The organism is Pseudomonas sp. SDO5591_S426 (genome assembly GCF_054070755.1).
In genome coordinates, this window is record NZ_JBSVXD010000094.1 from 1 (window position 1) to 23,433 (window position 23,433).

At 59.2% G+C, this 23,433-nt stretch carries 15 protein-coding genes and 1 pseudogene; 8 read left to right on the forward strand and 8 right to left on the reverse strand.

Going from position 1 to position 23,433, the window contains the following annotated elements:
* Positions 1-78 precede the first annotated feature (78 nt).
* On the forward strand, positions 79-1,698 hold the full coding sequence (locus tag ACW9JC_RS18320; protein ID WP_338584957.1) for an FMN-binding glutamate synthase family protein: 1,620 nt from the start codon (positions 79-81) through the stop codon (positions 1,696-1,698).
* 24 nt (positions 1,699-1,722) lie between these two features.
* On the opposite strand, the gene ACW9JC_RS18325 is transcribed toward ACW9JC_RS18320, so the two are convergent.
* Genes ACW9JC_RS18325 through ACW9JC_RS18335 form a run of 3 tightly spaced genes read right to left on the reverse strand, consistent with a single transcriptional unit; the run spans position 1,723 to position 4,542 of the window.
* Positions 1,723-3,231, reverse strand: a complete 1,509-nt coding sequence (locus ACW9JC_RS18325) for a glucosyltransferase domain-containing protein (protein WP_457456587.1) — start codon at positions 3,229-3,231, stop codon at positions 1,723-1,725.
* Position 3,232: 1 nt separating this feature from the next.
* A complete protein-coding gene (locus ACW9JC_RS18330; RefSeq protein WP_457456589.1) occupies positions 3,233-4,171 on the reverse strand; it encodes a glycosyltransferase family 2 protein in 939 nt (312 codons plus the stop codon).
* Positions 4,168-4,542 (reverse strand): GtrA family protein, encoded by a 375-nt coding sequence (locus ACW9JC_RS18335; protein WP_457456591.1) that lies wholly within the window; start codon positions 4,540-4,542, stop codon positions 4,168-4,170. Before ACW9JC_RS18335 ends, ACW9JC_RS18330 begins: the two co-directional genes overlap by 4 nt.
* A 252-nt stretch (positions 4,543-4,794) precedes the next feature.
* Here ACW9JC_RS18335 and ACW9JC_RS18340 point away from each other — a divergent pair, with 252 nt between their 5' ends.
* Positions 4,795-5,955: an OpgC family protein gene (locus ACW9JC_RS18340; RefSeq protein ID WP_457456593.1), complete on the forward strand. Its 1,161-nt coding sequence runs from the start codon at positions 4,795-4,797 to the stop codon at positions 5,953-5,955.
* Positions 5,956-6,043: 88 nt separating this feature from the next.
* Here ACW9JC_RS18340 and ACW9JC_RS18345 read toward each other — a convergent pair whose 3' ends face one another.
* The gene (locus ACW9JC_RS18345) at positions 6,044-7,465 is read right to left on the reverse strand and encodes an amino acid permease (protein WP_457456595.1); all 1,422 of its coding nucleotides are present in this window, start codon (positions 7,463-7,465) and stop codon (positions 6,044-6,046) included.
* Between the two features lie 699 nt (positions 7,466-8,164).
* Between ACW9JC_RS18345 and ACW9JC_RS18350 the strand changes: the two genes are divergently transcribed.
* Both ACW9JC_RS18350 and ACW9JC_RS18355 read left to right on the forward strand, forming a co-directional pair.
* A complete protein-coding gene (locus tag ACW9JC_RS18350; protein WP_457456597.1) occupies positions 8,165-11,284 on the forward strand; it encodes a transglycosylase domain-containing protein in 3,120 nt (1,039 codons plus the stop codon).
* Between the two features lie 170 nt (positions 11,285-11,454).
* The gene (locus ACW9JC_RS18355) at positions 11,455-14,529 is read left to right on the forward strand and encodes a dermonecrotic toxin domain-containing protein (RefSeq protein WP_457456599.1); all 3,075 of its coding nucleotides are present in this window, start codon (positions 11,455-11,457) and stop codon (positions 14,527-14,529) included.
* Positions 14,530-14,739: 210 nt separating this feature from the next.
* Here the strand turns inward: ACW9JC_RS18355 and ACW9JC_RS18360 are convergent.
* Both ACW9JC_RS18360 and ACW9JC_RS18365 read right to left on the reverse strand, forming a co-directional pair.
* Positions 14,740-15,690 (reverse strand): annotated as a pseudogene (locus ACW9JC_RS18360) (TcfC E-set like domain-containing protein); the annotation flags it as partial.
* Positions 15,691-15,802: 112 nt separating this feature from the next.
* Positions 15,803-16,282, reverse strand: coding sequence for a CS1 type fimbrial major subunit (locus ACW9JC_RS18365; RefSeq protein ID WP_457456601.1), 480 nt, complete (start codon positions 16,280-16,282; stop codon positions 15,803-15,805).
* Between the two features lie 514 nt (positions 16,283-16,796).
* On the opposite strand from ACW9JC_RS18365, the gene ACW9JC_RS18370 reads away from it, so the two are divergent.
* Both ACW9JC_RS18370 and ACW9JC_RS18375 read left to right on the forward strand, forming a co-directional pair.
* Positions 16,797-17,375 carry a PadR family transcriptional regulator gene (locus ACW9JC_RS18370; protein ID WP_457456603.1) on the forward strand — a complete coding sequence of 193 codons (579 nt, stop codon included), beginning with the start codon at positions 16,797-16,799 and terminating at the stop codon, positions 17,373-17,375.
* Entirely contained in the window at positions 17,368-18,153 is a 786-nt protein-coding gene (locus ACW9JC_RS18375; protein ID WP_457456605.1) for a siderophore-interacting protein, read from the forward strand. The genes ACW9JC_RS18370 and ACW9JC_RS18375 overlap by 8 nt, the downstream gene beginning before the upstream one ends.
* Positions 18,154-18,208: 55 nt before the next feature.
* Here the strand turns inward: ACW9JC_RS18375 and ACW9JC_RS18380 are convergent, their stop codons facing one another.
* Both ACW9JC_RS18380 and ACW9JC_RS18385 read right to left on the reverse strand, forming a co-directional pair.
* Entirely contained in the window at positions 18,209-18,853 is a 645-nt protein-coding gene (locus ACW9JC_RS18380) for a Pr6Pr family membrane protein (protein ID WP_457456607.1), read from the reverse strand.
* On the reverse strand, positions 18,854-19,084 hold the full coding sequence (locus ACW9JC_RS18385) for a VF530 family protein (RefSeq protein WP_008016727.1): 231 nt from the start codon (positions 19,082-19,084) through the stop codon (positions 18,854-18,856).
* A 255-nt stretch (positions 19,085-19,339) separates the two neighbouring features.
* Between ACW9JC_RS18385 and ACW9JC_RS18390 the strand changes: the two genes are divergently transcribed.
* Positions 19,340-20,722, forward strand: coding sequence for a carbohydrate porin (locus ACW9JC_RS18390; RefSeq protein ID WP_457456609.1), 1,383 nt, complete (start codon positions 19,340-19,342; stop codon positions 20,720-20,722).
* Positions 20,723-20,935: 213 nt separating this feature from the next.
* A complete protein-coding gene (locus ACW9JC_RS18395) occupies positions 20,936-23,344 on the forward strand; it encodes a glucose/quinate/shikimate family membrane-bound PQQ-dependent dehydrogenase (RefSeq protein WP_457456611.1) in 2,409 nt (802 codons plus the stop codon).
* The last annotated feature ends 89 nt before the right edge of the window (positions 23,345-23,433 follow it).

The window sequence follows — 23,433 nt, forward strand, 5'->3', positions numbered from 1 at the left end:
TACACTGATCGCATTCCCCTGTAGGAGCTGCCGAAGGCTGCGATCTTTAAAACCTGAGTCCGAACCCAAGGAAACCGTATGAGCCTGTCACTCCTGAGCCGCTACGCCTTCTTTGCCGTCTGTGTGATCTTCACCCTCGCCAGCCTGCCCTTCCTCGAACACGACTGGCTCTGGCCAATCACCGCCATCACCGGCGTGCTCAGCCTGATCGGCCTGTTCGATCTGATGCAAAGCCCTCACGCGGTGCGCCGCAACTATCCGATCCTCGGCAATATCCGTTATCTGGTCGAAGGCATTCGCCCGGAAATCCGCCAGTACCTGCTCGAGTCCGACAGCGACGCCCTGCCCTTTTCCCGGTCCCAACGTTCGCTGGTCTATTCCCGGGCCAAGAATGAAAGCGCCGACAAACCGTTCGGCACCCTGATCGACGTTTACCAGTCGGGCTTCGAATTCATCGGCCACTCCATGCGCCCGGCTCCGTTGAGTGACCCGAGCGGTTTTCGCGTGACCGTCGGCGGCCCGCAATGCACCCAGCCGTATTCGGCGTCGGTGTTCAACATCTCGGCCATGAGCTTCGGCTCGCTCAGCGCCAACGCCATTCGCGCGCTGAACCAGGGCGCCAAGCTCGGTAACTTCGCCCACGACACCGGTGAAGGCAGCATCAGCCCCTATCACCGCGAACACGGCGGCGACCTGACCTGGGAGCTGGGCAGCGGCTACTTCGGCTGCCGCACCAGCGATGGCCGTTTCGACCCGGAACGCTTCGCCGCGCAGGCGCAAACGCCGCAAGTGCGGATGATCGAAATCAAGATGAGCCAAGGCGCAAAACCCGGTCACGGCGGCATCCTGCCCAAGCACAAAGTCACCAAGGAAATCGCTGCAACCCGCGGCATTATGATGGGCGAAGACTGCGTCTCGCCGTCACGCCACAGCGCGTTTTCCACGCCAATCGAAATGATGCATTTCATCCAGCAACTGCGTGAGCTGTCCGGCGGCAAACCCGTGGGCTTCAAGTTCTGCCTCGGTCACCCTTGGGAATTCATGGGCATCGCCAAAGCCATGCTGGAAACCGGCATCCTCCCGGACTTCATCGTCGTCGACGGCAAGGAAGGCGGCACCGGCGCCGCGCCCGTGGAATTCACCGATCACATCGGCGTGCCGATGCGTGAAGGTCTGTTGTTCGTGCACAACACGTTGGTCGGCCTGAACCTGCGGGACAAGATCAAGCTTGGCGCCAGCGGCAAAATCGTCAGCGCGTTCGACATCGCCAGCGTGTTGGCCATCGGCGCCGACTGGGCCAACTCGGCGCGGGGCTTCATGTTCGCCATCGGCTGCATCCAGTCGCAAAGCTGCCACACCAACAAATGCCCGACCGGCGTCGCCACTCAGGACACCTTGCGCCAGCGCGCATTGGTGGTGCCGGACAAGGCCCAACGCGTCTACAACTTCCACCGCAACACCCTCAAGGGCCTGGCCGAAATGCTCGCCGCCGCCGGCCTCGAACACCCGTCGCAGCTGTCGGCCAAGCACCTGGTACGGCGCATGTCAGCGACCGAGATCAAGCTGTTCTCGCAGCTACACGTATTCCTGAAACCGGGCGAATTGCTGACCGGCGAAGTGAATGGCGAGTTCTACTCGCGGATGTGGCAAATGGCGCGGGCGGACAGTTTTGAACCCAACGAAGTGGCCGCCGCCTGAATCGGACGGCCCCGGCATTGCGCTTCACCAGCGAAGCGATTTGATCGGGGCCGGCTCTTTGAAGACGATGAAACCGTAATCGCCAATCAGGTAAATCCGGTAGTACTGGCTCTCCACCAGCGGCGGGAAATGCTGATACCCCACCCGCGTCGCATTGCGCCGTTCCTTCTCCGCGACCACGTTGGTAATGCCCACCTTGGGCAGGTTTTCGGCCAGCATGTAAAAGTCGATGTTCAGCAGATAGTGCAACACCGGCATCTGCTTGAACGAGCCTGCTGCGCCTCGCAACCAGTGATCGGAATAGGTGATCGACATGTAAATGCGCTTGGCTTCGCGCAAGCCTTGATGGCTGCTGATGTCGCGCTCAAGGCTATTCAGTGCACTGGTGGCGAAGGTTTTCTGCACCAGCAGCACCCGGCCATAGGCGAACGACAGCGACAGCATCGCCAGCAGTGGCACCAGCAACAGCAGTGGCAGCCGCTCGTGCACAGACGCCAGCGCCAGATGGCTGAGATAAAACAGCAGCACCAGCAACACCGCAAACCCCATCAGCGTTCTGGCGCCTTCGTTGAAATCGCGAAAGAACAGCGCCACCCCTGATACCAACAACAGCAGCGCCGGTATGCTCAGAACGCACAGGAGGCCGATAAAAAGCCGCTTTGCCGCGCTCTCCTTATGCTGAGCGATGTTCATCCCCAGCCCGACCGCACCGGCCATGGCGCACAGCAGCAACCCGGCGAACACCCAGAAAAATCCGCCATGAAACAGCAGCACTATTTTTTCCATTACCCGGAGGATGTTGACGTCCAATTGCAGCAGGGGCTGCGCCGACCAGTTCAACAACAAAGCGCGGTTCTGCCCCAAGAACGGATAGGCAGTGACGCTGTAGATCAACCAGCCCAACACCACTTGGGCGAGCTTCCAGCCAATCAATTCGCCCCACTGCGGCCAAGGCATTCTGTCGTTGGCAGCCCTCAGCAACTCCAGGCAACACAACCCCAGAAATACGTTCAGGCTGATCTGATAAAGACCCAGTGCCAAAGCAATCAGAAACGAAGGCACCAGCCATTGCACACTGCGCCGGGAGTGACGAAAAGTGATCGCATAAATCACCGCGACCACGCTCAACGCCATCGGCGCGCCGTCATATTGATAGGACAGGTTTTGCAGGAAAAACGGGTTGTACCAGAGCGGCAACAGCACCAGGCAGCACGTAATGGTCGGTTGTCGAAAATAGTGAAAGGTCAGGCTGGTCAGCGCCGATGCCATCGCGAGCGTGGCGATCAGCAACGGCAAGGGAAAGATGTTCGGCGCTGCATTGCTGAAGGTCAGCGCGTTGTAGAACAGTTCGGTGAACAATCGCCCCTGCTCCGCCCACGCCATGCCGGCGGAGAGCGAGCGCCAGTTGTCATCGATGTAGGGATAGTCCGCGAGGATCAGCGGCAGCACATACACCAGCGTCGCCAACAGAAAAAACACCCAGACCTGCCGACGCCCGAGTTCCTTGATGAAAAAATCGCTGAAGCGCCCCATGTCAGCGCTCGCGCCGGTCTTTGCCGCCAACGATGTCTTTGACCACATAGCGCGGCCGATGCTTGGCTTCGATGTAGATCCGGCCGATGTACTCCCCGAGAATGCCGATGCCGATCAATTGCACGCCGCCGAGAAACAGAATGGCCGTCATCAGCGACGGGTAACCGGGCACGCTGTTGCCGTTGAGAATCTTGTCCAGCACCATGTACACCGCGTACAGCACGGCGAAGATCGACACAGCCCCACCGACGTAAGTCCATAGCCGCAAAGGCACGGTGCTGAACGAGGTCACGCCTTCCAGTGCCAGGTTCCACAGTTTCCAGACGTTGAATTTGCTATTACCCGCCACGCGCGGGGCGCGCTCGTATTCGACCACGACGGTGTTGAACCCGGCCCAGGACAACACGCCTTTCATGAACAGCTGATGCTCGGGCAGTGCACGAATCACATCGACCACCTTGCGATCCATGAGACGAAAATCGCCGACGTTTTCTTCGATACGGGTGTACGAAATTCGATTCAACAGGTGATAGAACAACGATGCGCTGTGGCGTTTCAGATAACTGTCGGAATGACGGTCCCGACGTTTCGCCAGCACCACGTCCGCGCCTTTTTGCCATTGCTCGATCAGCAACGGGATGACGCTGATCGGGTCCTGCAGGTCGACGTCCATCGGGATTACCGCGTCGCCGGTAGCATGTTCCAGGCCGGCGAACAGCGCGGGCTCCTTGCCGAAGTTGCGGGAAAAATTGATCAGCATGACCTGATCGTCTGCTTGCGCCAGGGCGGTGGCCTGTTCGGCCGTGCGGTCGGAACTGCCGTCGTTGATGAACACGATCTCCACCTCGGCATCGAGCTTCAACTCACGCCGCACAGCCTGGTAGAAAATGTCGATCGCCTGCTCTTCGTTGAACACCGGAACAATGAGCGAGATTTTCATGCGTCACGCTCGCGAAACACCACGTACTTGGAAAACAGGAAACCGAACACCAGACTCATCGCAGAAAACATCGCCACGGTGAGCAAACCATGTAACCGCCACAGGTCACCGGAATAGCCGACGCCAAAACTCAACGCCCCCATCGCAGCCATGAACATCAGATAGCCACCGACCGACATCCGGCTGTCAAAGGTGTAGAGCGCATTCATGTAGAAGGAAAACGAGGCTGCCACGCAGAACGCAGCCAGATTGCTCACAGCCTGACGCAACCCCGCTGCGACGCTGAGCAGGAAAAAAATCTGCCAGTGAATGAGGGTGTTGGCGACCCCGATCACTGTGTAGCTGGACAGCCCTCGCCACAAACGTCTCATGCTGACGATCCTTTGGTAGAACGTTGCACTTCCATGAGTATTTGAGCTTGTCTACTGTCAGAAATCGCAGGTTCGCGCGCCTTTCAGACCAGCGGTAACGACCTGAGGCACAGTCAGGAGACATTCCGAAATACCCCGACTTTGCAATTACTGGCGAATCAGTCCACCCTGCGCGCCGCCGATGAGCGGCATGTAATCTTTGTCGTCTTCGACTACTCCTTTGTTCAACACCCCGTTTACGAGCCTGCCGTCATGACGTTAGCGCGCGATCACCGGATCGACTTTTTTCGCGGTCTGGCACTGATCTTCATCTTCTGGGATCACGTGCCCCACAACCCTTTGGGTCAAATCACCCTGCGTAACTTCGGCTTCAGCGATGCCGCCGAAGTCTTCGTGTTCCTGGCCGGTTATGCGGCGGTGCTGGCCTACGGCAAAGTCCTGGCGCGGGAAGGATTTCTCATCGCCTGCGTGAAAATCCTGCGCCGCGCCTGGGTGCTGTATGTGGTGCACATCTTCCTGCTGGCGATGCTGATGGGCATCGTGTTCTTCGCCAACAGCCATGTGGAAACCCGCGATCTGGTCGAAGAAATGGGCATGCACCACTTCATCAGCGACCCGCAACAGGCCTTGATCGATGAACTGCTGCTGCGCTTCAAACCCAACCTGATGGACCCGCTGCCGCTGTACATCGTGCTGCTGGCGGGTTTGCCGCTGGTGCTGCCGATACTGGTGCGCAAGACCTGGGTGGTGGTGGCGATGTCGGTGGCGTTGTACCTGATGGTGCCGTTGGCCGGATGGAACCTCGCCGCGATCAAGGACGGCGTGTGGTACTTCAACCCGGTTGCCTGGCAGTTGCTGTTTGTCCTCGGCGGTGCCGCCGCGATTCACTCACAACGTCCGCGCCTGCCAGAGAGCCGTCCGTTGATCCGTCAGCCGTTGTTCATGACGGCGGCGGTGTACGTTGTGGTCGCCGGCGTGTTGACTGTGTTGTGGCGCTGGCCGCAGATTCACGACGCTCTGGTGCCGCCCGGCCTGAGCAACCTGATCTACCCGATCAGCAAGACCAACCTCTCGCCCGTTCGCCTGCTGCACTTTCTGGCGCTGGCTTATGTCACTGCGAAACTGCTTCCCGACACCGGTTGGACGCAGAATTGGCTGGCGCAGCAAAGCTGTCGCATGGGGCGTTTCTCGCTGGAGATTTTCTGCCTGGGTGTGTTGCTCGCACCGTTGGCGGACATGCTCAACGCCCTGACCGACGACGCCTTCGCCATGCAAATCTTCACGGCGCTGGTGGGCGCAGGGTTGATGGCGTTGCTGGGGGCGTGGCTGGAGTTCAACAAGCGTTTGAACCAGACAAGTAAAAGATCGCAGCCTTCGGCAGCTCCTACAGAAACAGACCGCATTTCCCTGTAGGAGCTGCCGCAGGCTGTGATCTTTTGATCTTCAAAATGCAAAAGCCCCGGCCAATTGACCGGGGCTTTTTCGTTTCAGGCGTTACGGTTTATTGAGCCGAACGCACCGCACCTTGCGAAACATTGGTCGGTTGCAGCTTGAACACATAGAACAACACCGTCAGCAGCACCAGGAATGCAGGGCCCACATACAGCGCCACGCGGGTGTCCGGGAAGTACGCCATCAAGCCGACCACCAGCACCAGGAACGCCAGCGCCAGATACGAACTGACCGGGTACAGCCACATACGGTATTTCAGGCCGGCACGTTCGCTGGCACTCAGGCCTTTGCGGAATTTCAGCTGGGCCAGCAGGATCATTACCCAGGTCCAGATCGCGCCGAAGGTGGCAATCGCCGTCACCCAGACGAAGACTTTCTCCGGCACCAGGTAGTTGAGCAGCACGCCCAGCAGCAACGCACCGATCGACAGCAGCAACGCGCGACGCGGCACGCCGTTGTTCGACGTCTTGGCGAAACCGGCCGGGGCCTGACCGTTCTGAGCCAGACTGTAGAGCATGCGCCCGGTGCTGAAGATGCCGCCGTTGCACGACGACAATGCGGCGGTGATCACCACGAAGTTGATGATGCCGGCAGCGGTCTTGATGCCCAGACGCTCGAAGGTCATCACGAACGGACTGCCCTGGGTGCCGATTTCGTTCCACGGGTAGATCGACAGGATCACGAACAACGCGCCCACATAGAACAGCAGAATCCGCCAGAACACCGAGCCGATCGCGTCGGGAATGGTTTTTTGCGGGTTCTTCGCTTCACCGGCAGTCAGGCCGATCATCTCAACGCCCAGATAGGCGAACATGACCATCTGCAGCGACATCAACACGCCTTGCACGCCGTTAGGCATGAAGCCGCCGTGCGCCCACAGGTTGGAAATCCCCAGCGCCACGCCGTCATTGCCGAAGCCGAAAGCGATGACGCCGATACCGCCGAACACCATCGCAATGATGGTGACGATCTTGATCAGGGCGAACCAGAATTCGAATTCACCGAAGGCCTTGACCGCGATCAGGTTGATCGAGCCCATGCTGACCAACGCCGCCAGCGCCCAGATCCAGCGCGGCACCTCGGGGAACCAGACACCCATGTACACCGCCACGGCGGTGATCTCCGCGACACACGTCACCAGCCACAGGAACCAATAGTTCCAGCCCGTGAGGAAGCCGGCCAGCGGGCCGAGATAGTCTTGGGCGTAACGGCTGAACGAACCGGCGACCGGGTTGTGCACGGCCATCTCACCGAGGGCGCGCATGATCACCAGGATCGCCAGACCACCGATGATGTAAGACAGCATGATCGCCGGGCCGGCCATTTCAATGGCCTTGGCCGAACCGAGAAACAGACCGACGCCGATACAGGCACCGAGCGCCATCAGGCGAATATGCCGTTCGCCGAGTTCGCGTTTGAGCGGACCGCCCTGAGCGGTGTCGCCGTGGGGCAGAGGATTGCCTACGGACATGGGGTACAACCTCGTCTTGTTATTGGATATGACCACCGAGTGGCGAAGCGTTGACCGATAAGCCATGGCTTGCCGTAACCGGGCCTGCCTCGTGGGCAGAACCGTCTCGCAGGATGGAAACCTGCAAGATCAGCGGGTGTGCAGTATAAAAAGCTGCCGCAAGCGGTTTTCACTCTATAAACCACAAAAATCAGGTGTAACTCGCGATTAAATCGGGACTTACGGAGAAGGATTGTCTGGGTTTTGTAGGATTTTTCGCTATTGGAGGCGGTGGCGAGTATTGCACGGTATTGGTGCAGCGTCATGCCTGCAGGTAGTTTGTATTTTGCCTTGCGACGGCTCTGTATCAGCATTCTCAGGCTCATCACCAATCACTGTAGGAGCTGTCGAGTGCAACGAGGCTGCGATCTTTTGACTTTGACTTTAAAGATCAAAAATCAAAAGATCGCAGCCTGCGGCAGCTCCTACATGGGGCGTGGTACAGCCATGAAATCAGGTCGGCTGTCAGGCCGCCATCGCCAGCAGGCTGGCTCCCACAGGGGGACGGGCGTACACCCACGCTCGTTACCACTCAACAGGCCGAGCGTTAGCTCGCCTGCCACTCAGCCTTTTTGGATCCTCACAATTTTTTCACCAACGCCAACCACCGACTAAGCTTCAGACAAGTCCGATCAATCTGCGTGAATGGATCAGTCGACTATGGGCGCTTTATGGCAAACCGATTCGAGTAAAACCGTGGTTCCGACTGAACGTGTGGATGAAGCGCCATTACCTGAAAAACCTCCTCGCAGCCGCGTCAAGCACGGCTGGAAGGCGTTTTGGCTGTTGCTGCTGATTATTGCGATTGTCGTAGGCCTGGCCGCCGCCAAGGAAATGCGTACGTCGCGGTTTCAGTCCCGGGAAGTCAGCAAGTTTGCCAAAACCCTGAGTTATGAGATCAAACCAGGGCCCAGCGACGCGATTCACTACCCCGGTGCCGGCCCGTTCGATCTGCGCCTGGGCTACAGCTCACTGGGCGAATTCCTGCCGCGATTGCTCAAGCGCGATTACGTGATCACCGCCCAGACGCGTTTTTCCCCGGCGTTGATGAACTACACCGACAAGGGCCTTTTCGTTCCCTATTCGGAGAAGATCCAGGCCGGTCTGTCGATCACTGATTGCAAGGCGGCACCGCTGTATCAATACAATTATCCGCAACAGCTTTACTCCAGCTTCGACACGATCCCGCCGGTAGTCGTCAACAGCCTGCTGTTCATCGAAAACCGTTTCCTGCTCGACCCGCGCCAGCCCTTGGCCAACCCGGCGGTGGATTGGCCACGGTTCGGCATGGCGGCGTATACCCAGATCGCCAAGATGCTGCACCTGCCCGGTCAATCGGCGGGCGGCAGTACGCTGGCGACGCAACTGGAGAAGTACCGGCATTCGCCCGATGGCTTGACTGCGTCTGGCGGCGAGAAGATCCGCCAGATGATTTCCGCCAGCGTGCGCGCCTATCAGGACGGCCCGGACACCCTGAAGGCCCGGCAGAACGTAGTGCGCGATTACCTCAACAGCGTGCCGCTGTCAGCGGTGCCGGGGCACGGAGAAGTGCACGGCATGGCCGAAGGTTTGCGCGTGTGGTACGGAGCCGATTTCAACCAGGCCAACGAACGGCTGGCCAGCGAGGCGACGGATCCAAAAAGCCTGGCAGATAAAGGTCTGGCCCTGCGCGAAATGCTCTCGTTGATGATCGCCCAGCGCCGCCCTTCCCATTACCTGACCAAGGGCCGCGATGAACTGGCCGAGCTCACCGACAGCCATATACGCCTTTTGGCCCAGAACAACGTGATCGATGCGCCGTTCGCCGCTGCGGCACTGGCCAGCAAAGTCACCTACCGCGACTGGGCAACCCAGCCGACCATGCAACCGATCGAAACCAATAAAGGCATCAGCGTTGCGCGCAGTCGATTGGCAGGCTTGCTCAACCGTCCGTTGTACGACCTCGACCGCCTCGACCTCTCGGCCACCAGCACCCTGCAAGGTGAACTGCAAACCCAGGCCACTGCCTACCTGAAAAAACTCGCCGACCCGGCCTATGCCGCAGAAATCGGCCTGATGGGCGAACGCCTGCTGACCCCCACCAGCACCACCCAGGTGCGTTACAGCTTCACCTTGTTCGAGCTGACTCCGGACGGTTCGCGGGTGCGGGTACAGACCGACAGCACCGACCAGCCGTTCGACATCAACGAAGGCAGCAAACTGGAACTGGGCTCCACCGCAAAAATGCGGGTAATGACCACTTACCTGCAAATCATCGCCGAGCTGCACGATAAATATGGCGACATGAGCGTCCCGGATCTGAAGAAAGTCGAAGTGCCGGAGCAGGACCGCCTCAGCCGTTGGGTCGTCGACTACCTGATCCAGAACAAAGACCGCAGCCTGCCGACCCTGCTCAGTGCCGCGCTGGACCGTAAATATTCCGCCAGCCCCGGCGAGGCGTTTTTTACCGGTGGCGGTTTGCACACGTTCCATAACTTCCGCAAGGAAGACAACGGTCGCCTTCCGACTCTGCGCGACGCCCTGCGTGAATCGATTAACCTGCCTTTCATACGCCTGATGCGCGACCTGGTGCGCTACACCACTTATTCCGGCCCAGGCAACAGTGCCGAACTGCTCAAGGACGACCGCGACCCGCGACGTCAGGAATACCTGGCTTCGTTTGCCGACCGCGAAGGCACGTCGTTCCTGCTCAAGTTCTGGAAAAAATACCGCAACAAGGACACCCAGGCGCGGCTCGAAACGTTCCTCGACAGCATGCGCCCGACGCCGATCCGCCTGGCCGCCGTGCACCGTTACTTGCTACCGCGGGCCAGCCAGGAAAGCTTCAATACCTTCGTGCGCTCGCACCTGACAGGCGCCAAGCTCACCGAGAAGCTCACCGACGATCGCCTTGTGCGGCTCTACGATGCCTATGGCCCCGGCACTTACGACCTGCCTGATCAGGGCTTCATCGCCAAAGTGCACCCGCTGGACCTGTGGATGATGGGCTACTTGCTGACCCACCCCGACGCCACCTTCAAGGACATCGTCAAAGCCAGTCAATTCGAACGCCAGGAGGTCTACAGCTGGCTGTTCAAGAGCCGACACAAAGGCGCCCGCGACAACCGCATCCGTACCATGCTGGAGATCGAGGCGTTCCTCGACATTCACCAGCGCTGGCAAAAAGTCGGTTACCCGTTCGACCATCTGGTGCCGTCGCTGGCCACCGCCATCGGTAGCTCTGGCGACCGTCCGGCAGCGCTGGCCGAGCTGATCGGCACCATCCTCAACGACGGTGTGCGCATGCCGACGCTGCGCATCGACAGCCTGCATTTCGCCGCGAATACGCCATATGAAACCCAATTGATCAACGACCCGGATGCCGGCAAACGGGTAATGCCATCCGAAGTCGCCACCGCCATGCGCGAAGCCCTCTCGCAAGTCGTCGACGCCGGCACCGCAAGACGGGTTTCGGGCAGTTTCAAATTACCCGACGGCACACCGCTGGCCATGGGCGGCAAGACCGGGACCGGCGACAACCGCATCGAAGCCATAGGCTCGGGCGGACGAATCCTCAGTTCGAAATCCCTCAACCGCACGGCCACGTTCGTGTTCTACATCGGCGATACCCACTTCGGCACGCTGACCGCGTTCGTACCGGGGCGCTCGGCGGAAAACTTCACCTTCACCTCGGCGTTGCCGGTGCAGGTGCTCAAGGGCATGGCGCCGATTCTGACGCCGTATCTGCAACCGGGTACGCACACGATGTGCGAGCCAAACACGAGGACGGCTGTTCGTTGAGCGAGGTTCAACATTTTGGGCGCAATGGCGGTACATATGTATTTTTCACTCCCTGATTTTGTGAGCGTCATAGCGCCTCCCACACTTTTACCAACCAATTTTTGAGCTTTTTTCGCGCATGCCATTTGCCTAGTCTGGTCGCTCCATACTGATCAACGGACGATCATGCAATGCCCAATCTTCCCCAGGCGATCCAGGGATCTGCCCAGCCTTCAATTACCCCAGCCGATACCAGCATTCATTTCGAAATGGTCAACAAGGCCATTCCCGCGTGGCTGCGCAGCACCTCCATGGCCCGGGTCAGCGCCCTGAAAACCGTCAGGCTCAGCCTTCCTGACTGGCACAAAAACGCTTCCCCAGCCGATCACCGCAGCTTGAAAAATGCGGTCAAGCTCGGCTGGACCGCGCAAAACGATATCGATAAGGCGTTGCGTGGTTTGCAGGATGTGAAGGCCTTTGCCAAGCCGCTGTTGCAACAGGCATTGAAGGAGCGCTTCAGCGTTGAGGACGATGTCGAGGACACCTGGCTGCGCTTGTATGCACCGGTGAAATCACCGTGGTGGGTGCATGACTTCGGATCAGGCACTCGCAGCCGCACCCTCTCCTTGCTTGATGCGGCGCTGCATAATTTTTCCGACGGCGAGACCTTCAGCACCGACTCCGAATTCATTACCCGCCCCAATGCCGCCGGACACTTCGCAGTAAAAAGTCTCAAGCACAAAATCAGCATCGAGCAGTTCAAATCCCTGTGCAGGGAACTGGACCTCGGCGCCCGCTACGAAAAGCGTCTGAACGAGTATTTTCTTTCCACCAACAGCGTGGCCAACAACGTGTTGCGCCATAAAGTCATCCTCAGTCAGAAGAGCACGCTCAATGCAGCGGCACGCATGGCGCTGATGAAACAGGACATTGACCAGGACGCCTACGAGGTCGTGCAGGGCATGCTCGATGACCGCAGAAACCTGCATTGGCAGGGGCAACCCGTTGGCTATTACAACCTGTGCATGATGGATGCATCCCTGACCGGCGTTGTCCTGATCGCACCCGATGTCTCCACTGCCAATGCCCCTGTCCCGGTGATCGCGTACATCCCCCATGACCCGCAGCACCCGCTCAAACAATATGCGTCGCCGCTCGAATTCATGGCGCAACTGACGCGGCAGTTGCGCGATGGCTCGTCGCCCGAAAGCTACCAGCAGTTCTTCAGCCAGTTTGTCGACCAGCAACAACGCGGGCATTTTTTTGCGGGGTTGAATGAGCGCCTGAGCAAAGTCAAATGGCACCCCGCCGCGCCCGGCACCAACCTGCCGAGCTGGCGTGAAACGCCTGTGGACAATCCCAATCTGCAATTCGGTCTGTTGAAGGTTCAGGACGATCGCCAGACCAATTTCAACGGTGATCTGTGGGCCTATTTCTACCGACAGAAACTCAACAAGATTCTCAACGATGCCAAGGAAATCGCGATCTCCACCGAATACGCCGACCGCATGGCCCGCTGGGCCCGCTGGGCCTGGTGGGACAATCTGGAGAAGATGCTTTCGGACATGCTCAACGCCGCGCTGCTGGTGGCAATACCGTTCGTACCAGGCCTGGGCACACTGATGCTGGCCTACACCGCGTATCAACTGACCGACGAGTTGGTTGAGGGCATTGTTGATCTGGCCGAAGGTCGCTTGGCCGAGGCTGGTGAGCAAGCCATTGGTGTGTTGGAGAGTGTTGTGCAGTTGGGGGCGTTCGCCGCTGGGGCGACACTGGGCAACGTTGCACGAACAAAACTCTCGCCGTTTTTCGAAGGGCTCAAACCCGTGCAAACGCCCGACGGTCGGACACGGCTGTGGAACCCCGACCTCACCCCCTATCAACAACCAGACCTGGCCTTGCCGACGCAACTCAAGCCCAATGGTGCGGGTATTTACCAGCATCAAGGCCAACAGATTCTGCGGATGGACGGCCAGCTGTTCGAATTGAAAGCAGACCCGGCAACCGGGCAATACCGAATCAACCATCCGCAGCGATCCAATGCCTATGCCCCGACCCTGCGGCACAACAGTCAGGGTGCCTGGGTCAGCGAGACGGAGAACCCGCGCAACTGGGAAGGCACGCCGCTGATGCGCCGAATCGGTCACACCACCGATGCTTTCAGTGACGAGCAACTGGAGCGGATTCGCTTGATCAGCGCCACTGAAGAAACCGCGCTGCGCAGGATGCATATGGAGAACGCGCCCCCGCCACCATTGCTGATCGATACCTTGCAGAACCTCGGTGCACCGGTGGCTCGCATTGCTCAGTCCGCCGATATCGCCTCGCTGTTCAGCGAATTCCCCGGGTTGCCTGAAGCCGTCGCGGAAAAAATCTACCATGGCGCCACAGCGTCCGAGCGCCAACAGATCGCACAAAACCAGCGCCTGCCGCTGCGCATGAAAACCCAGGCGCGCGAGCTTCTGTTCGAGACGCAAGCGGTCCGCGCCGCCCAGGGTTTGTACAACGATGCACTGATCAACGTCGACACCGAGCGCCTGGTGCTGGGCACCTTGCGCATCAACACCGACACCTTCGGCAGCCTGCGCATCGAGATCCGCCAGGGCACGTTCGATGGCGAACTGCGTTGCAGCGCCGGGCCTGAGAACGCCAGGCAAGTGCGGGTCATGATTCACGAACCCTCCGGGAAGTATCAGGTGCGCGATGCCGCAGGCCTGCCAATCCACGATGCTGACGGGTTCCTGCCCGCCCTGCTCCATGCCATGGGCCAGGAAGGGCAAAGTGCCTTGGGCTACCGGCCGGGTGATGGTGAGTTTTTCAGGGAATGGATCATCGCCAAGACCGCACCGCCAAGCGAGCGCCGTACGGTACTGGCCATGCCGCCCGTACGACCGGTCGCCGAGCATGAAACGATGCTGTTGGTTCGTGGTGGTGGCGTAAGCAGAGATGCAAGAACGCTGCATGAACGTATTCAGGATCAGCGACAGCGACGAATTGCTGGTCTCACCTGTGAACACGTTGCGTTGGCGCACGCGGGTGCCGTCGGGCAGAGTGTCATAGGTGTTGGTGGTGTCGAGCCAGCTGCGGTTGTGGCTCACCACCAGACTGCCGGAGCCATAGTTGTACAGCGCTTGCAGATCGGCGCCGGTGCCGTGGTCTTCGGTCTGATAAAGGTTGGCATACAGGCTGATGCTGTTGGCCAGGCTCCAGTCGATGGAGCTGCCGTACTGCAACGTATTGCGAACCTGGCGTGCGGACAGCCCTAGAATCACCCGTGGGTGCAGCAGATAATTGATCGCCGCGCCCGCCGTGGCATCGCCGCTGTCCTGCTGGTCCCAATTACTGAACAGTTTGCTTTCCTGTCCGGCGAACAGGTTGTAGCGCCAGCGCTCATCAAGGTTGCGCCAATTGTTCGGCTTGTAGATCAGTTCCTGGGTGGTCGAGGTGGTCTGGCCGTCTTCGATCAGGCGCACTTCCACTTCGTAAATGCCGCCGGGCAAGGGGCGTGTGTCGAGGGTCTGCAAACCCGCCGGCACCGATTGTGTATTGATCAACAGACCGTCGCGGTAGATTTCAACGGACCCCTGTCGATTGGCCGTCACGTAAATCGGGTAGACGCTGGGTTTCGGACTGTCGATTGCCAGGCTGTCGGAGCTGCCATACATCACACCCACGGCAGTGTCGGGGCTGGTGCCGAACGAGCGCGGCTGGCGCGTCAGGCCTTCGGCGTTCGGGGTGAAGTAACCCAGGCGGAAAAAACTGCCCTCCAGCTCACGCTGGGTAAAAAGCTCATGCACCGCGTGGTAGGTCTTGTCATCCGGCCCACCCAAGCGTGCCAGCTGCATGTTGAAGGTCTGGCTCCAGTTACCCAGGCTGCCGCTGGCTTCCAGGCCAAAGCGCCCGCCCAGATCCTGGTCCTGGCCACCGTTCAGATTGAGCTGGTTGCGCACCATCAGGCCGCTGCTGCCGCCCTCGGGTTGGTCGAAGTAACGCTTGGCTTCGCTGTCGCGCTCGGCATTTTCGGTGACGATCGACAGCAATGAATTTTCAAGGTTGTAATGCACCGCCAGCATTTGCTCGGGGCATTGACTTGTGCAGGTGCCCAGCATCACGCCGGGTTTCAGAATATCAGCCCAGGTTTCGCGCTCACTGGCGCCGAAGCGGCTTTCGCTGGTATCGGTAAATTCGAGCAGCGTCACACGGTCATCGCGTGACAGCACAATCATCGCTTCGCCGAGGGGTTGTTGATCGAGTTCAAGCCTGACCGCCAGCGGAACATCGAAAAAGTGCTCTTCGAATTCGGCCGGTAAACCCTTGGCCTGCGCCAGCAAACTTCGCGGCGTGTTATCAATGGACGTGGGCGCCGCAAATGCACTGCTACATAACAGCAGCGCAAGCGCCGCCGCGATGGGCGTCATCGGGAACATGAACGAGTACTCTATTTACAGGAATAGTCAGAGCACGGCCGACAAACTGAAAAGTCTGCCGACCGAATACGTTACTTGCAGAAAGTAAACGTTTTACCGTCGCAAGACTTGCTTAGACGGAAGGTTCAATGACCAGCATGACAACACCGGTGTAGTCGCCGGCATCAGGTTTGCCGCTGGTGGCCGCACTGATTTTGAACGGTGCACGGTAACGCGTGTTGGATTCAGCGTCTCCAACGACTTCCTGCGAAGTGGTATTCAACGTCTTGCCATTGAGCTCGACTTTTAAATCAATGGTTTTGCTGCCGGCAATCAGCTTTGGCACGCCTTCCAGACGTGCGTTGACCTTACCGGCGGTGTGAAGGACGTCAAAGTGCCCGTCGACGGTTTTCATCGCATCGATGCCTGGGTTGTAGCTCATGTCCTGGTCCTTGTTGACCAGATCGAAATCAACCGGCACCGCGTAGAAGTCGTCAGAGTTGACAGTTGCTTTCAAACTGATCGAGTGCCTGGCTTCAGTGGCGGCAAACGCCATCGAAGAACTCAGTGCCAGAACAGCCAGGGGAGCTGCGAACGCGATTTTCTTGAACATCTTTCAGTACCTGTTTTTTAAAAAGGATGAAGTGCTGAAAGTTCATGCTGAATAAAACTGTCACGAGCAGTTATTGACTCAGCTGAACTTTCAACGCCGAAAGATGATCGACCAAATAGTCTGGAAAGTAAGCAGGCAAGTTCCTCAAAGTGCGTAGCCAAAGTGCCTGAAGAACGGAAAGAAAAACACTGGAATATTGAAAAACCCCCTGTTCGGCTGTCAGATCAAGACTACACAAAGCCATTACATTGGCAATAAAGGCCGATAACGACACTGCAACTTCTGTAGGAGAGATATTACAAAGCCAATGAATTAAGGCGGAAATCTTACAATTAGAGAGTTAACACTAATTTCAACTTGTTCGCCCGTTTTAAAGGCCGGTTTCGGAGCCGCGAATGCGCCATTTCCAATGGCGGTTTCGCCTGGCGTGGCGACCAGCCGTTGGTCGGGGGATTTTGCAGAGGTCATAAGATATATCTTAAGTTGTATCTAAACACGACGAGAGAACGCAAAAATGAGAGACCATCATTCCCCCCACCGCGAGCACGGCGATGGCCGCGACGGCTTCGAAAAACGCCCCGGCCGCGAACGCGGTGGCCGCGGCCCACGGGTATTTGCCCCGGGCGACCTGAAATTGCTGCTGCTGGCGCTGATCGCCGAACAGCCCTGCCACGGCTACGACTTGATCCGCCAGATCGAAGGCATGTTCGACGGCGCTTACAGCCCCAGCCCCGGCGTGATCTACCCGACCCTGACGTTTCTGGAAGAGAGCGAAATGATCCTGGGCGATGCCGAAGGCGGCAAAAAGCGCTACAGCGTGACCGACGCCGGGCGCCAATCCCTGACCGAGCAGGCCGTCGCCCTTGAAGGCGTGCGAGTGCGCATCGATGTCAGCAAACGTTCGCTACGCGGCCATGATCGCCCGGCGGAAATCCACGAAGCGGTGCATAACTTGCGGCATGCCTTGCAACTGCACCATGGCCGTTGGAGCCCGGAAGAAATCCTGCGGGTGCGCGACTTACTCAACAACGCCGCCAAAGCCATTGTCGACGGCCCGACTGTTCAACCTGTCCAGGAGAAAGCGCATGACTGAAGTGATCACGCAAACCATCCACCGTGTCATGCACGAGATCAAGCGCCGTCGTCTGGAAGTGCTTCGCGTGGTCGACCTGACCCCGCGCATGCGCCGCATTACCCTGGGCGGCCCGGAGCTGGCCGGTTTTGTCAGCCTCGGCACGGACGATCACGTCAAGTTGCTGTTCCCGCAGAACGCGGCGGAACACGCGGCGCTGGAAACCCTCGTGCTCGGCGCGGGCAAGAACGACGGGCCGATGCCGGCCATGCGCGACTACACGCCACGCCGCTACGACCTGGAAACCCTGGAATTGGACATCGATTTTGTGCTGCACGGCGACGGCCCTGCCTCGACTTGGGCCGAGCAGGCCAAGCCCGGACAGTTCCTGCACATCGGCGGGCCAAGGGGTTCGATGATCGTGCCGGACATCTTCGACAGCTATCTGCTGATCGGCGACGAAACCGCCCTGCCCGCGATTGCCCGACGCCTGGAAGGCCTGGCAGCCAATCGCCGTGCGTTGGTGATCGTCGAAGTGGAAAACGGAAAGGAACAGCAAGAGCTGCACAGCGCTGCCGAGGTCAATGTGATCTGGGTGCTGCGTGAAGGTGGCAAGGATCATTTGCTCAGTACCGTACGGCAGATCCAGGTGCCCACTGGCAGCTTGTATGCGTGGGTCGCGACCGAGAGCAAAGTCTCGCGGCAGATTCGTCGGGTGTTGCTGGATGAGCATGGGCTGGACGATCAGTTCGTCAAAGCCGTTGGCTATTGGAAACTGGGGGACAGCGAAGAGGAATAACCGAGTGCCGTCGTAGCAGCTGGCGCAGCCTGCTGCTACAAAACTCAAACCGTGTTCACTGGCACTTGGCGCGCCAACGATCCAACCCGATCACCACTAACCCAATCACCACAAACCCCACCAGCACCCCCGCCGCATTGATGAACACTTGCGAGTAACCCAGCAAGTTCACATTCAGGAACCAATAGGGATAAGCGCTCAACAGATGCCCGCGCAGCATCGCGTAGGCGAAGTAGACACACGGATAGATCAGCCACAACGGCACATGTTTGAGGCGCAGCGTGCCTTTGGGTACACAGAACCACCAATACCCCAGAAACAGCAGCGGCATCACGTCGTGCAGGAGTTCATCGGCAACGAACTGCAAGCCTTCAGGACGAAACAGATGACGCAGTAACAGGTTGTACGCAACGCTGACCAACACAATGCTCACGGCAACACCGCTGCTCACCCACGGCTGCAGAAACCAGCGCCGCGCGGCTGATTCACGGCGGGTCGCAGCGCAGGTCAGTACCACGGCGACGAGCATATTGGTCAGGACGGTGAAGTAACTGAAGTAACTCATCAGCCCGCCCAACAGGCTGCCGCCGCTACTCCAGCGATAATAAAGTGTCAGGTACATCTGGATGCTCAAGGCCGTCCAACCGAGAACCGCTGCCAGGCAGATCAGACGCCGTCGCACATCAGCAGCAATCACCATTCAGAGCGGGCGCTTGGTGCGCATCAACTTCACGTACAAGCGTTCGACCTTCTCCCGCGCCCAAGGGGTTTTACGCAAAAACGTCAGGCTCGACTTGATGCTCGGGTCACTCTTGAAGCAGCGAATATCAATGCGCTCGGCCAGCCCCGACCATTCGTAGTGTTCAACCAGGGCATTGAGGATTTGCTCCAGTGTTACGCCGTGTAGCGGGTCGTGGTTCTGTTCGGTCATGCCGGGCCTTTCGCGATGTTGGAATGAGGAAGCCGCGCACCTTACGTTAAATGTAGGTGAAACGGAAAAGATCGCAGGCTGCGACATTTCGTGGACTGTTACCAAATCTGAAAAGATGCATGTCAGTAAAAGCTCTTTCTCTATTTGTAACAGAACATTATCCTTGCGCCCGTTCTAGCTGAAACGCTTCTGCACACTCGAATCACTTCTGCTGTTCCCGTTCATCCCCAGAAAAAGATCAAGAATTTCCTTTCTATGCCTGATTTTCCAATCTTAAAAGACAGCGCTGTCTCAATACCTGTTGCCTGCCGAAAAACACTGAATTTCATCGGTGGTTTCACTGTGCTGGGCTTGGCCAACTGCACGCTAGCCGCCCCGGCCTTCGATAGCGATTCCCCCTGGATGCTCGGCGACTGGAACGGCACTCGCACAGAACTTGCGGAAAAAGGCTACGACTTCAAAGTCGATTACACCGGCGAAATGGGCAGCAATCTGCACGGCGGCTATGACCACGACCGCACCGCGCGCTACAGCGACCAGTTTGCCCTTGGCACTCATCTGGACTTGCAGAAGATTCTCGGCTGGAGCGACGCCGAATTTCAGCTGACCATCACCGAACGCAGCGGCAACAACATCAGCAACGACCGCATCAATGATCCGCGTGTCGGTGGCTTCACTTCGGCCCAGGAAGTCTGGGGCCGTGGCCAGACCTGGCGTTTGACGCAGATGTGGTATCAGCAAAAATTCTTCGACCAGAAGCTCGACATCAAGGTCGGCCGCTTCGGCGAAGGCGAAGACTTCAACAGCTTCCCCTGCGACTTCCAGAACCTGGCGTTCTGCGGTTCTCAGGTCGGTAACTGGGTCGGCGGCATCTGGTACAACTGGCCGGTCAGCCAATGGGCGATGCGGGTCAAGTATCACCTGACGCCGGAGCTGTACGCGCAGGTCGGCGTGTACGAGCAGAACCCGTCGAACCTTGATCGCGACAACGGCTTCAAACTCAGCGGCAGCGGCACCCAGGGCGCGATCCTGCCGGTGGAACTGGTGTGGACGCCCAAGCTCAACGGCCTGCCGGGCGAATACCGCGCCGGTTACTACTACAGCAACGCCACCGCCACCGACGCCTACAAGGACAGCAACGGCCAGCCCGCCGCCCTGAGTGGCGAGGCCTACCGCAGCGCGTCGAGCAAACACGGCGTGTGGCTCGGCATCCAGCAGCAAATCACCAGCATTGCCAGCGACCATTCGCGCGGCCTGAGCGTGTTCGCCAACGGCACGATGCACGACAAGAAAACCAACGCCATCGACAACTATGTCCAGGCCGGCGTCGTCTACAAAGGCCTGTTCGATGCCCGCGCCAAGGATGACATCGGCTTCGCCATGGCCCGTGTGCACGTCAACCCGGCTTATCGCAAGAATGCCGAGGCGACCAACCAAGCCCATGCGATTTTCGACTACGACGATCCATCGTTCCTGCCGCCCCAAGACACCGAATACAGCGCCGAACTCTATTACGGCGTGCACGTCACTAACTGGCTGACCGTGCGCCCGAACCTGCAATACATCCGTCATCCCGGTGGCGTGAACGAGGTCGATGACGCCTTGATCGGAGGCATCAAGATCCAGTCCTCGTTCTAAAAAACCCCAAAAAACTGTAGGAGCCGAGCTTGCTCGCGATGAGGCCGTCACAGTCAACATCAATGTTGCCTGACCCACCGCTATCGCGAGCAAGCTCGGCTCCTACAGAAATTGCATCAACCCAACAGCTTTCATCTGAACCATGCCCCCGCAATATCGTCATCTACAGTGAACGTGCGAGGGACTACTTGAAATGTCACGGAGAATCACACTATGAGCACTGATGGTGCCTTGAGTCGAAGCCGTCTGCTGCCGAGCCTGCTCGGCATTCTGCTTCTGCTAATGGGCCTGGCCATGCTGGCCGGGGGGATCAAGCTGAGCATGCTCGGCGGCTCGCTGTATTACCTGCTGGCCGGCATCGGCCTGGCGCTGACCGGCATCCTGCTGTTGATGGCTCGCCGCGCTGCGCTGGGGCTGTACGCAGTGGTGCTGTTCGCCAGCACCGTGTGGGCATTGTGGGAAGTCGGCCTCGACTGGTGGCAACTGGTGCCGCGTCTGGCGATGCTGTTTGCGCTGGGCATCGTCATGCTGCTGCCGTGGTTCCGTCGTCCGCTGCTGCGTGATGGCGCCGCACCGATGGGCACCGGCGCACTGGGCGTGGCCGTGGTGCTCGCCGGCGTTACGGCACTGGCCAGCCAATTCACCAACCCAGGTGAAATCAAAGGTCAGCTGGACCGCGACAGTGTCGATGGCATGACCAACACCGCCCCGGCCATGCCGGACGGTGACTGGAATTCCTATGGCCGCAGCGCTCACGGTGACCGTTATTCGCCGCTGGCACAGATCACCCCGCAGAACGCGCACAAACTGGTTGAAGCCTGGAGCTACCGCACCGGTGACCTGCCAGGGCCGAACGATCCGGGCGAAACCACTGCCGAAAACACCCCGCTGAAAGTCAACGGCATGCTCTACGTCTGCACGCCGCACAGCCAGGTGATTGCCCTGGACCCGGACACCGGCAAGGAAATCTGGCGTTTCGATCCGAAGCTCTCCACGCAGAACGCGGCGAACTTCAAGGGTTGGGCGCACATGACCTGCCGTGGCGTGACTTATCACGACGACGCGGTGTACGCCTCCGAGCAGAGTCCGACCGGCAGCGCCAGCGCTCCCGTGGCCAGCGTCTGCCCGCGCCGGATCTTCCTGCCGACTGCCGACACTCGTCTGATCGCGCTGAACGCCGACACCGGCAAGATGTGTGAAGACTTCGGCGACAAAGGTCAGGTCGACCTGCGCGCCAACATCGGCGGCTTCACGGCCGGCGGTTACTACTCCACCTCGCCGCCAGCGGTCACCAAGGATCTGGTGGTGATTGGCGGTCACGTCACCGACAACGTTTCCACCGACGAGCCAAGCGGCGTGATCCGCGCGTTCGACGTGCACACCGGCAAACTGGTGTGGAACTGGGACAGCGGCAACCCGGACGACACTACGCCGATTGCCGAAGGCAAGGTCTACACCCGCAACTCGCCGAACATGTGGTCCATGTTCGCCGTCGATGAAAAACTCGGCATGCTCTACCTGCCGATGGGCAACCAGACCCCGGACCAGTTCGGTGGCGCACGTACCCCTGAATCGGAACTGCACGCCGCCGGCCTGACTGCGCTGGACATCGCCACCGGCAAAGTGCGCTGGCACTTCCAGTTCACTCACCATGACCTATGGGACATGGACGTGGGCGGCCAGCCAACCCTGATGGACCTGAAAACCGCTGACGGCGTCAAGCAAGCGGTTTTGGCCTCCACCAAGCAAGGCAGCATCTACGTGCTGGACCGCAGCACCGGCCAGGCCATCGTGCCGATCAATGAAGTGCCGGTGCCGCAAGGCGCGGTGGAAGGCGACCACACCTCGCCGACCCAACCGAAATCCGACCTGAACCTGATGCCGCCGCCGCTGCAAGAGCGCGACATGTGGGGCGTTACGCCGTTCGACCAGCTGATCTGCCGGATCGACTTCAAATCCATGCGTTACGACGGCCCGTTCACCCCGCCATCGCTGCAGGGTTCGATCGTGTATCCGGGTAACTTCGGCGTGTTCGACTGGGGCGGCATCTCGGTTGACCCGGTGCGCCAGATCGCTTTCGTGAACCCGAGCTACATGGCGTTCAAATCGAAAATGATCCCGGCCGCCGAAATCGCTGCCCAGGGCCCGCGCAAAAGCGAAACCGAAGGCGTGCAGCCGAACAAAGGCGCGCCGTACGGTGTGGTCCTTGAAGCGCTGCTGTCGCCAATGGGCCTGCCGTGCCAAGCGCCAGCGTGGGGTTATGTCGCTGCAATCGACCTGACGACCCATCAGAAAATCTGGATGCACAAGAACGGCACCGTGCGTGACAGCTCGCCGGTTCCGATCCCGCTGAGCATGGGCGTGCCAAGCCTGGGCGGCACCTTCACCACCGCTGGTGGCGTCGGTTTCCTCAGCGGCACCCTCGACCAGTACCTGCGCGCCTACGACATGAAAAACGGCAAGCAACTGTGGGAAGGCCGCCTGCCGGCCGGCGCGCAAACCACGCCGATGACCTACACCGGCAAGGACGGCAAGCAATACGTGCTGGTCGTTGCCGGCGGCCACGGCTCGCTGGGCACCAAGCAGGGTGACTATGTGATTGCGTACAAGCTGTCCGAGTAAGTTGTAACGGCAGTAAAACAAAAGGCGACGCCCTCACAGGCGTCGCCTTTTTTATTGCCGTCACCGTCCCTGTAGGAGCTGCCGAAGGC

Bases quoted from the DNA above. Each gene is read 5' to 3' on its own strand.
- ACW9JC_RS18385 (WP_008016727.1), bottom strand. From the start codon at position 19,084: ATGACCGAACAGAACCACGACCCGCTACACGGCGTAACACTGGAGCAA.
- ACW9JC_RS18335 (WP_457456591.1), bottom strand. From the start codon at position 4,542: ATGAGACGTTTGTGGCGAGGGCTGTCCAGCTACACAGTGATCGGGGTC.
- ACW9JC_RS18345 (WP_457456595.1), bottom strand. From the start codon at position 7,465: ATGTCCGTAGGCAATCCTCTGCCCCACGGCGACACCGCTCAGGGCGGT.
- ACW9JC_RS18340 (WP_457456593.1), top strand. From the start codon at position 4,795: ATGACGTTAGCGCGCGATCACCGGATCGACTTTTTTCGCGGTCTGGCA.
- ACW9JC_RS18375 (WP_457456605.1), top strand. From the start codon at position 17,368: ATGACTGAAGTGATCACGCAAACCATCCACCGTGTCATGCACGAGATC.
- ACW9JC_RS18355 (WP_457456599.1), top strand. From the start codon at position 11,455: ATGCCCAATCTTCCCCAGGCGATCCAGGGATCTGCCCAGCCTTCAATT.
- ACW9JC_RS18380 (WP_457456607.1), bottom strand. From the start codon at position 18,853: ATGGTGATTGCTGCTGATGTGCGACGGCGTCTGATCTGCCTGGCAGCG.
- ACW9JC_RS18325 (WP_457456587.1), bottom strand. From the start codon at position 3,231: ATGGGGCGCTTCAGCGATTTTTTCATCAAGGAACTCGGGCGTCGGCAG.
- ACW9JC_RS18320 (WP_338584957.1), top strand. From the start codon at position 79: ATGAGCCTGTCACTCCTGAGCCGCTACGCCTTCTTTGCCGTCTGTGTG.
- ACW9JC_RS18395 (WP_457456611.1), top strand. From the start codon at position 20,936: ATGAGCACTGATGGTGCCTTGAGTCGAAGCCGTCTGCTGCCGAGCCTG.
- ACW9JC_RS18390 (WP_457456609.1), top strand. From the start codon at position 19,340: ATGCCTGATTTTCCAATCTTAAAAGACAGCGCTGTCTCAATACCTGTT.
- ACW9JC_RS18330 (WP_457456589.1), bottom strand. From the start codon at position 4,171: ATGAAAATCTCGCTCATTGTTCCGGTGTTCAACGAAGAGCAGGCGATC.
- ACW9JC_RS18370 (WP_457456603.1), top strand. From the start codon at position 16,797: ATGAGAGACCATCATTCCCCCCACCGCGAGCACGGCGATGGCCGCGAC.
- ACW9JC_RS18365 (WP_457456601.1), bottom strand. From the start codon at position 16,282: ATGTTCAAGAAAATCGCGTTCGCAGCTCCCCTGGCTGTTCTGGCACTG.
- ACW9JC_RS18350 (WP_457456597.1), top strand. From the start codon at position 8,165: ATGGGCGCTTTATGGCAAACCGATTCGAGTAAAACCGTGGTTCCGACT.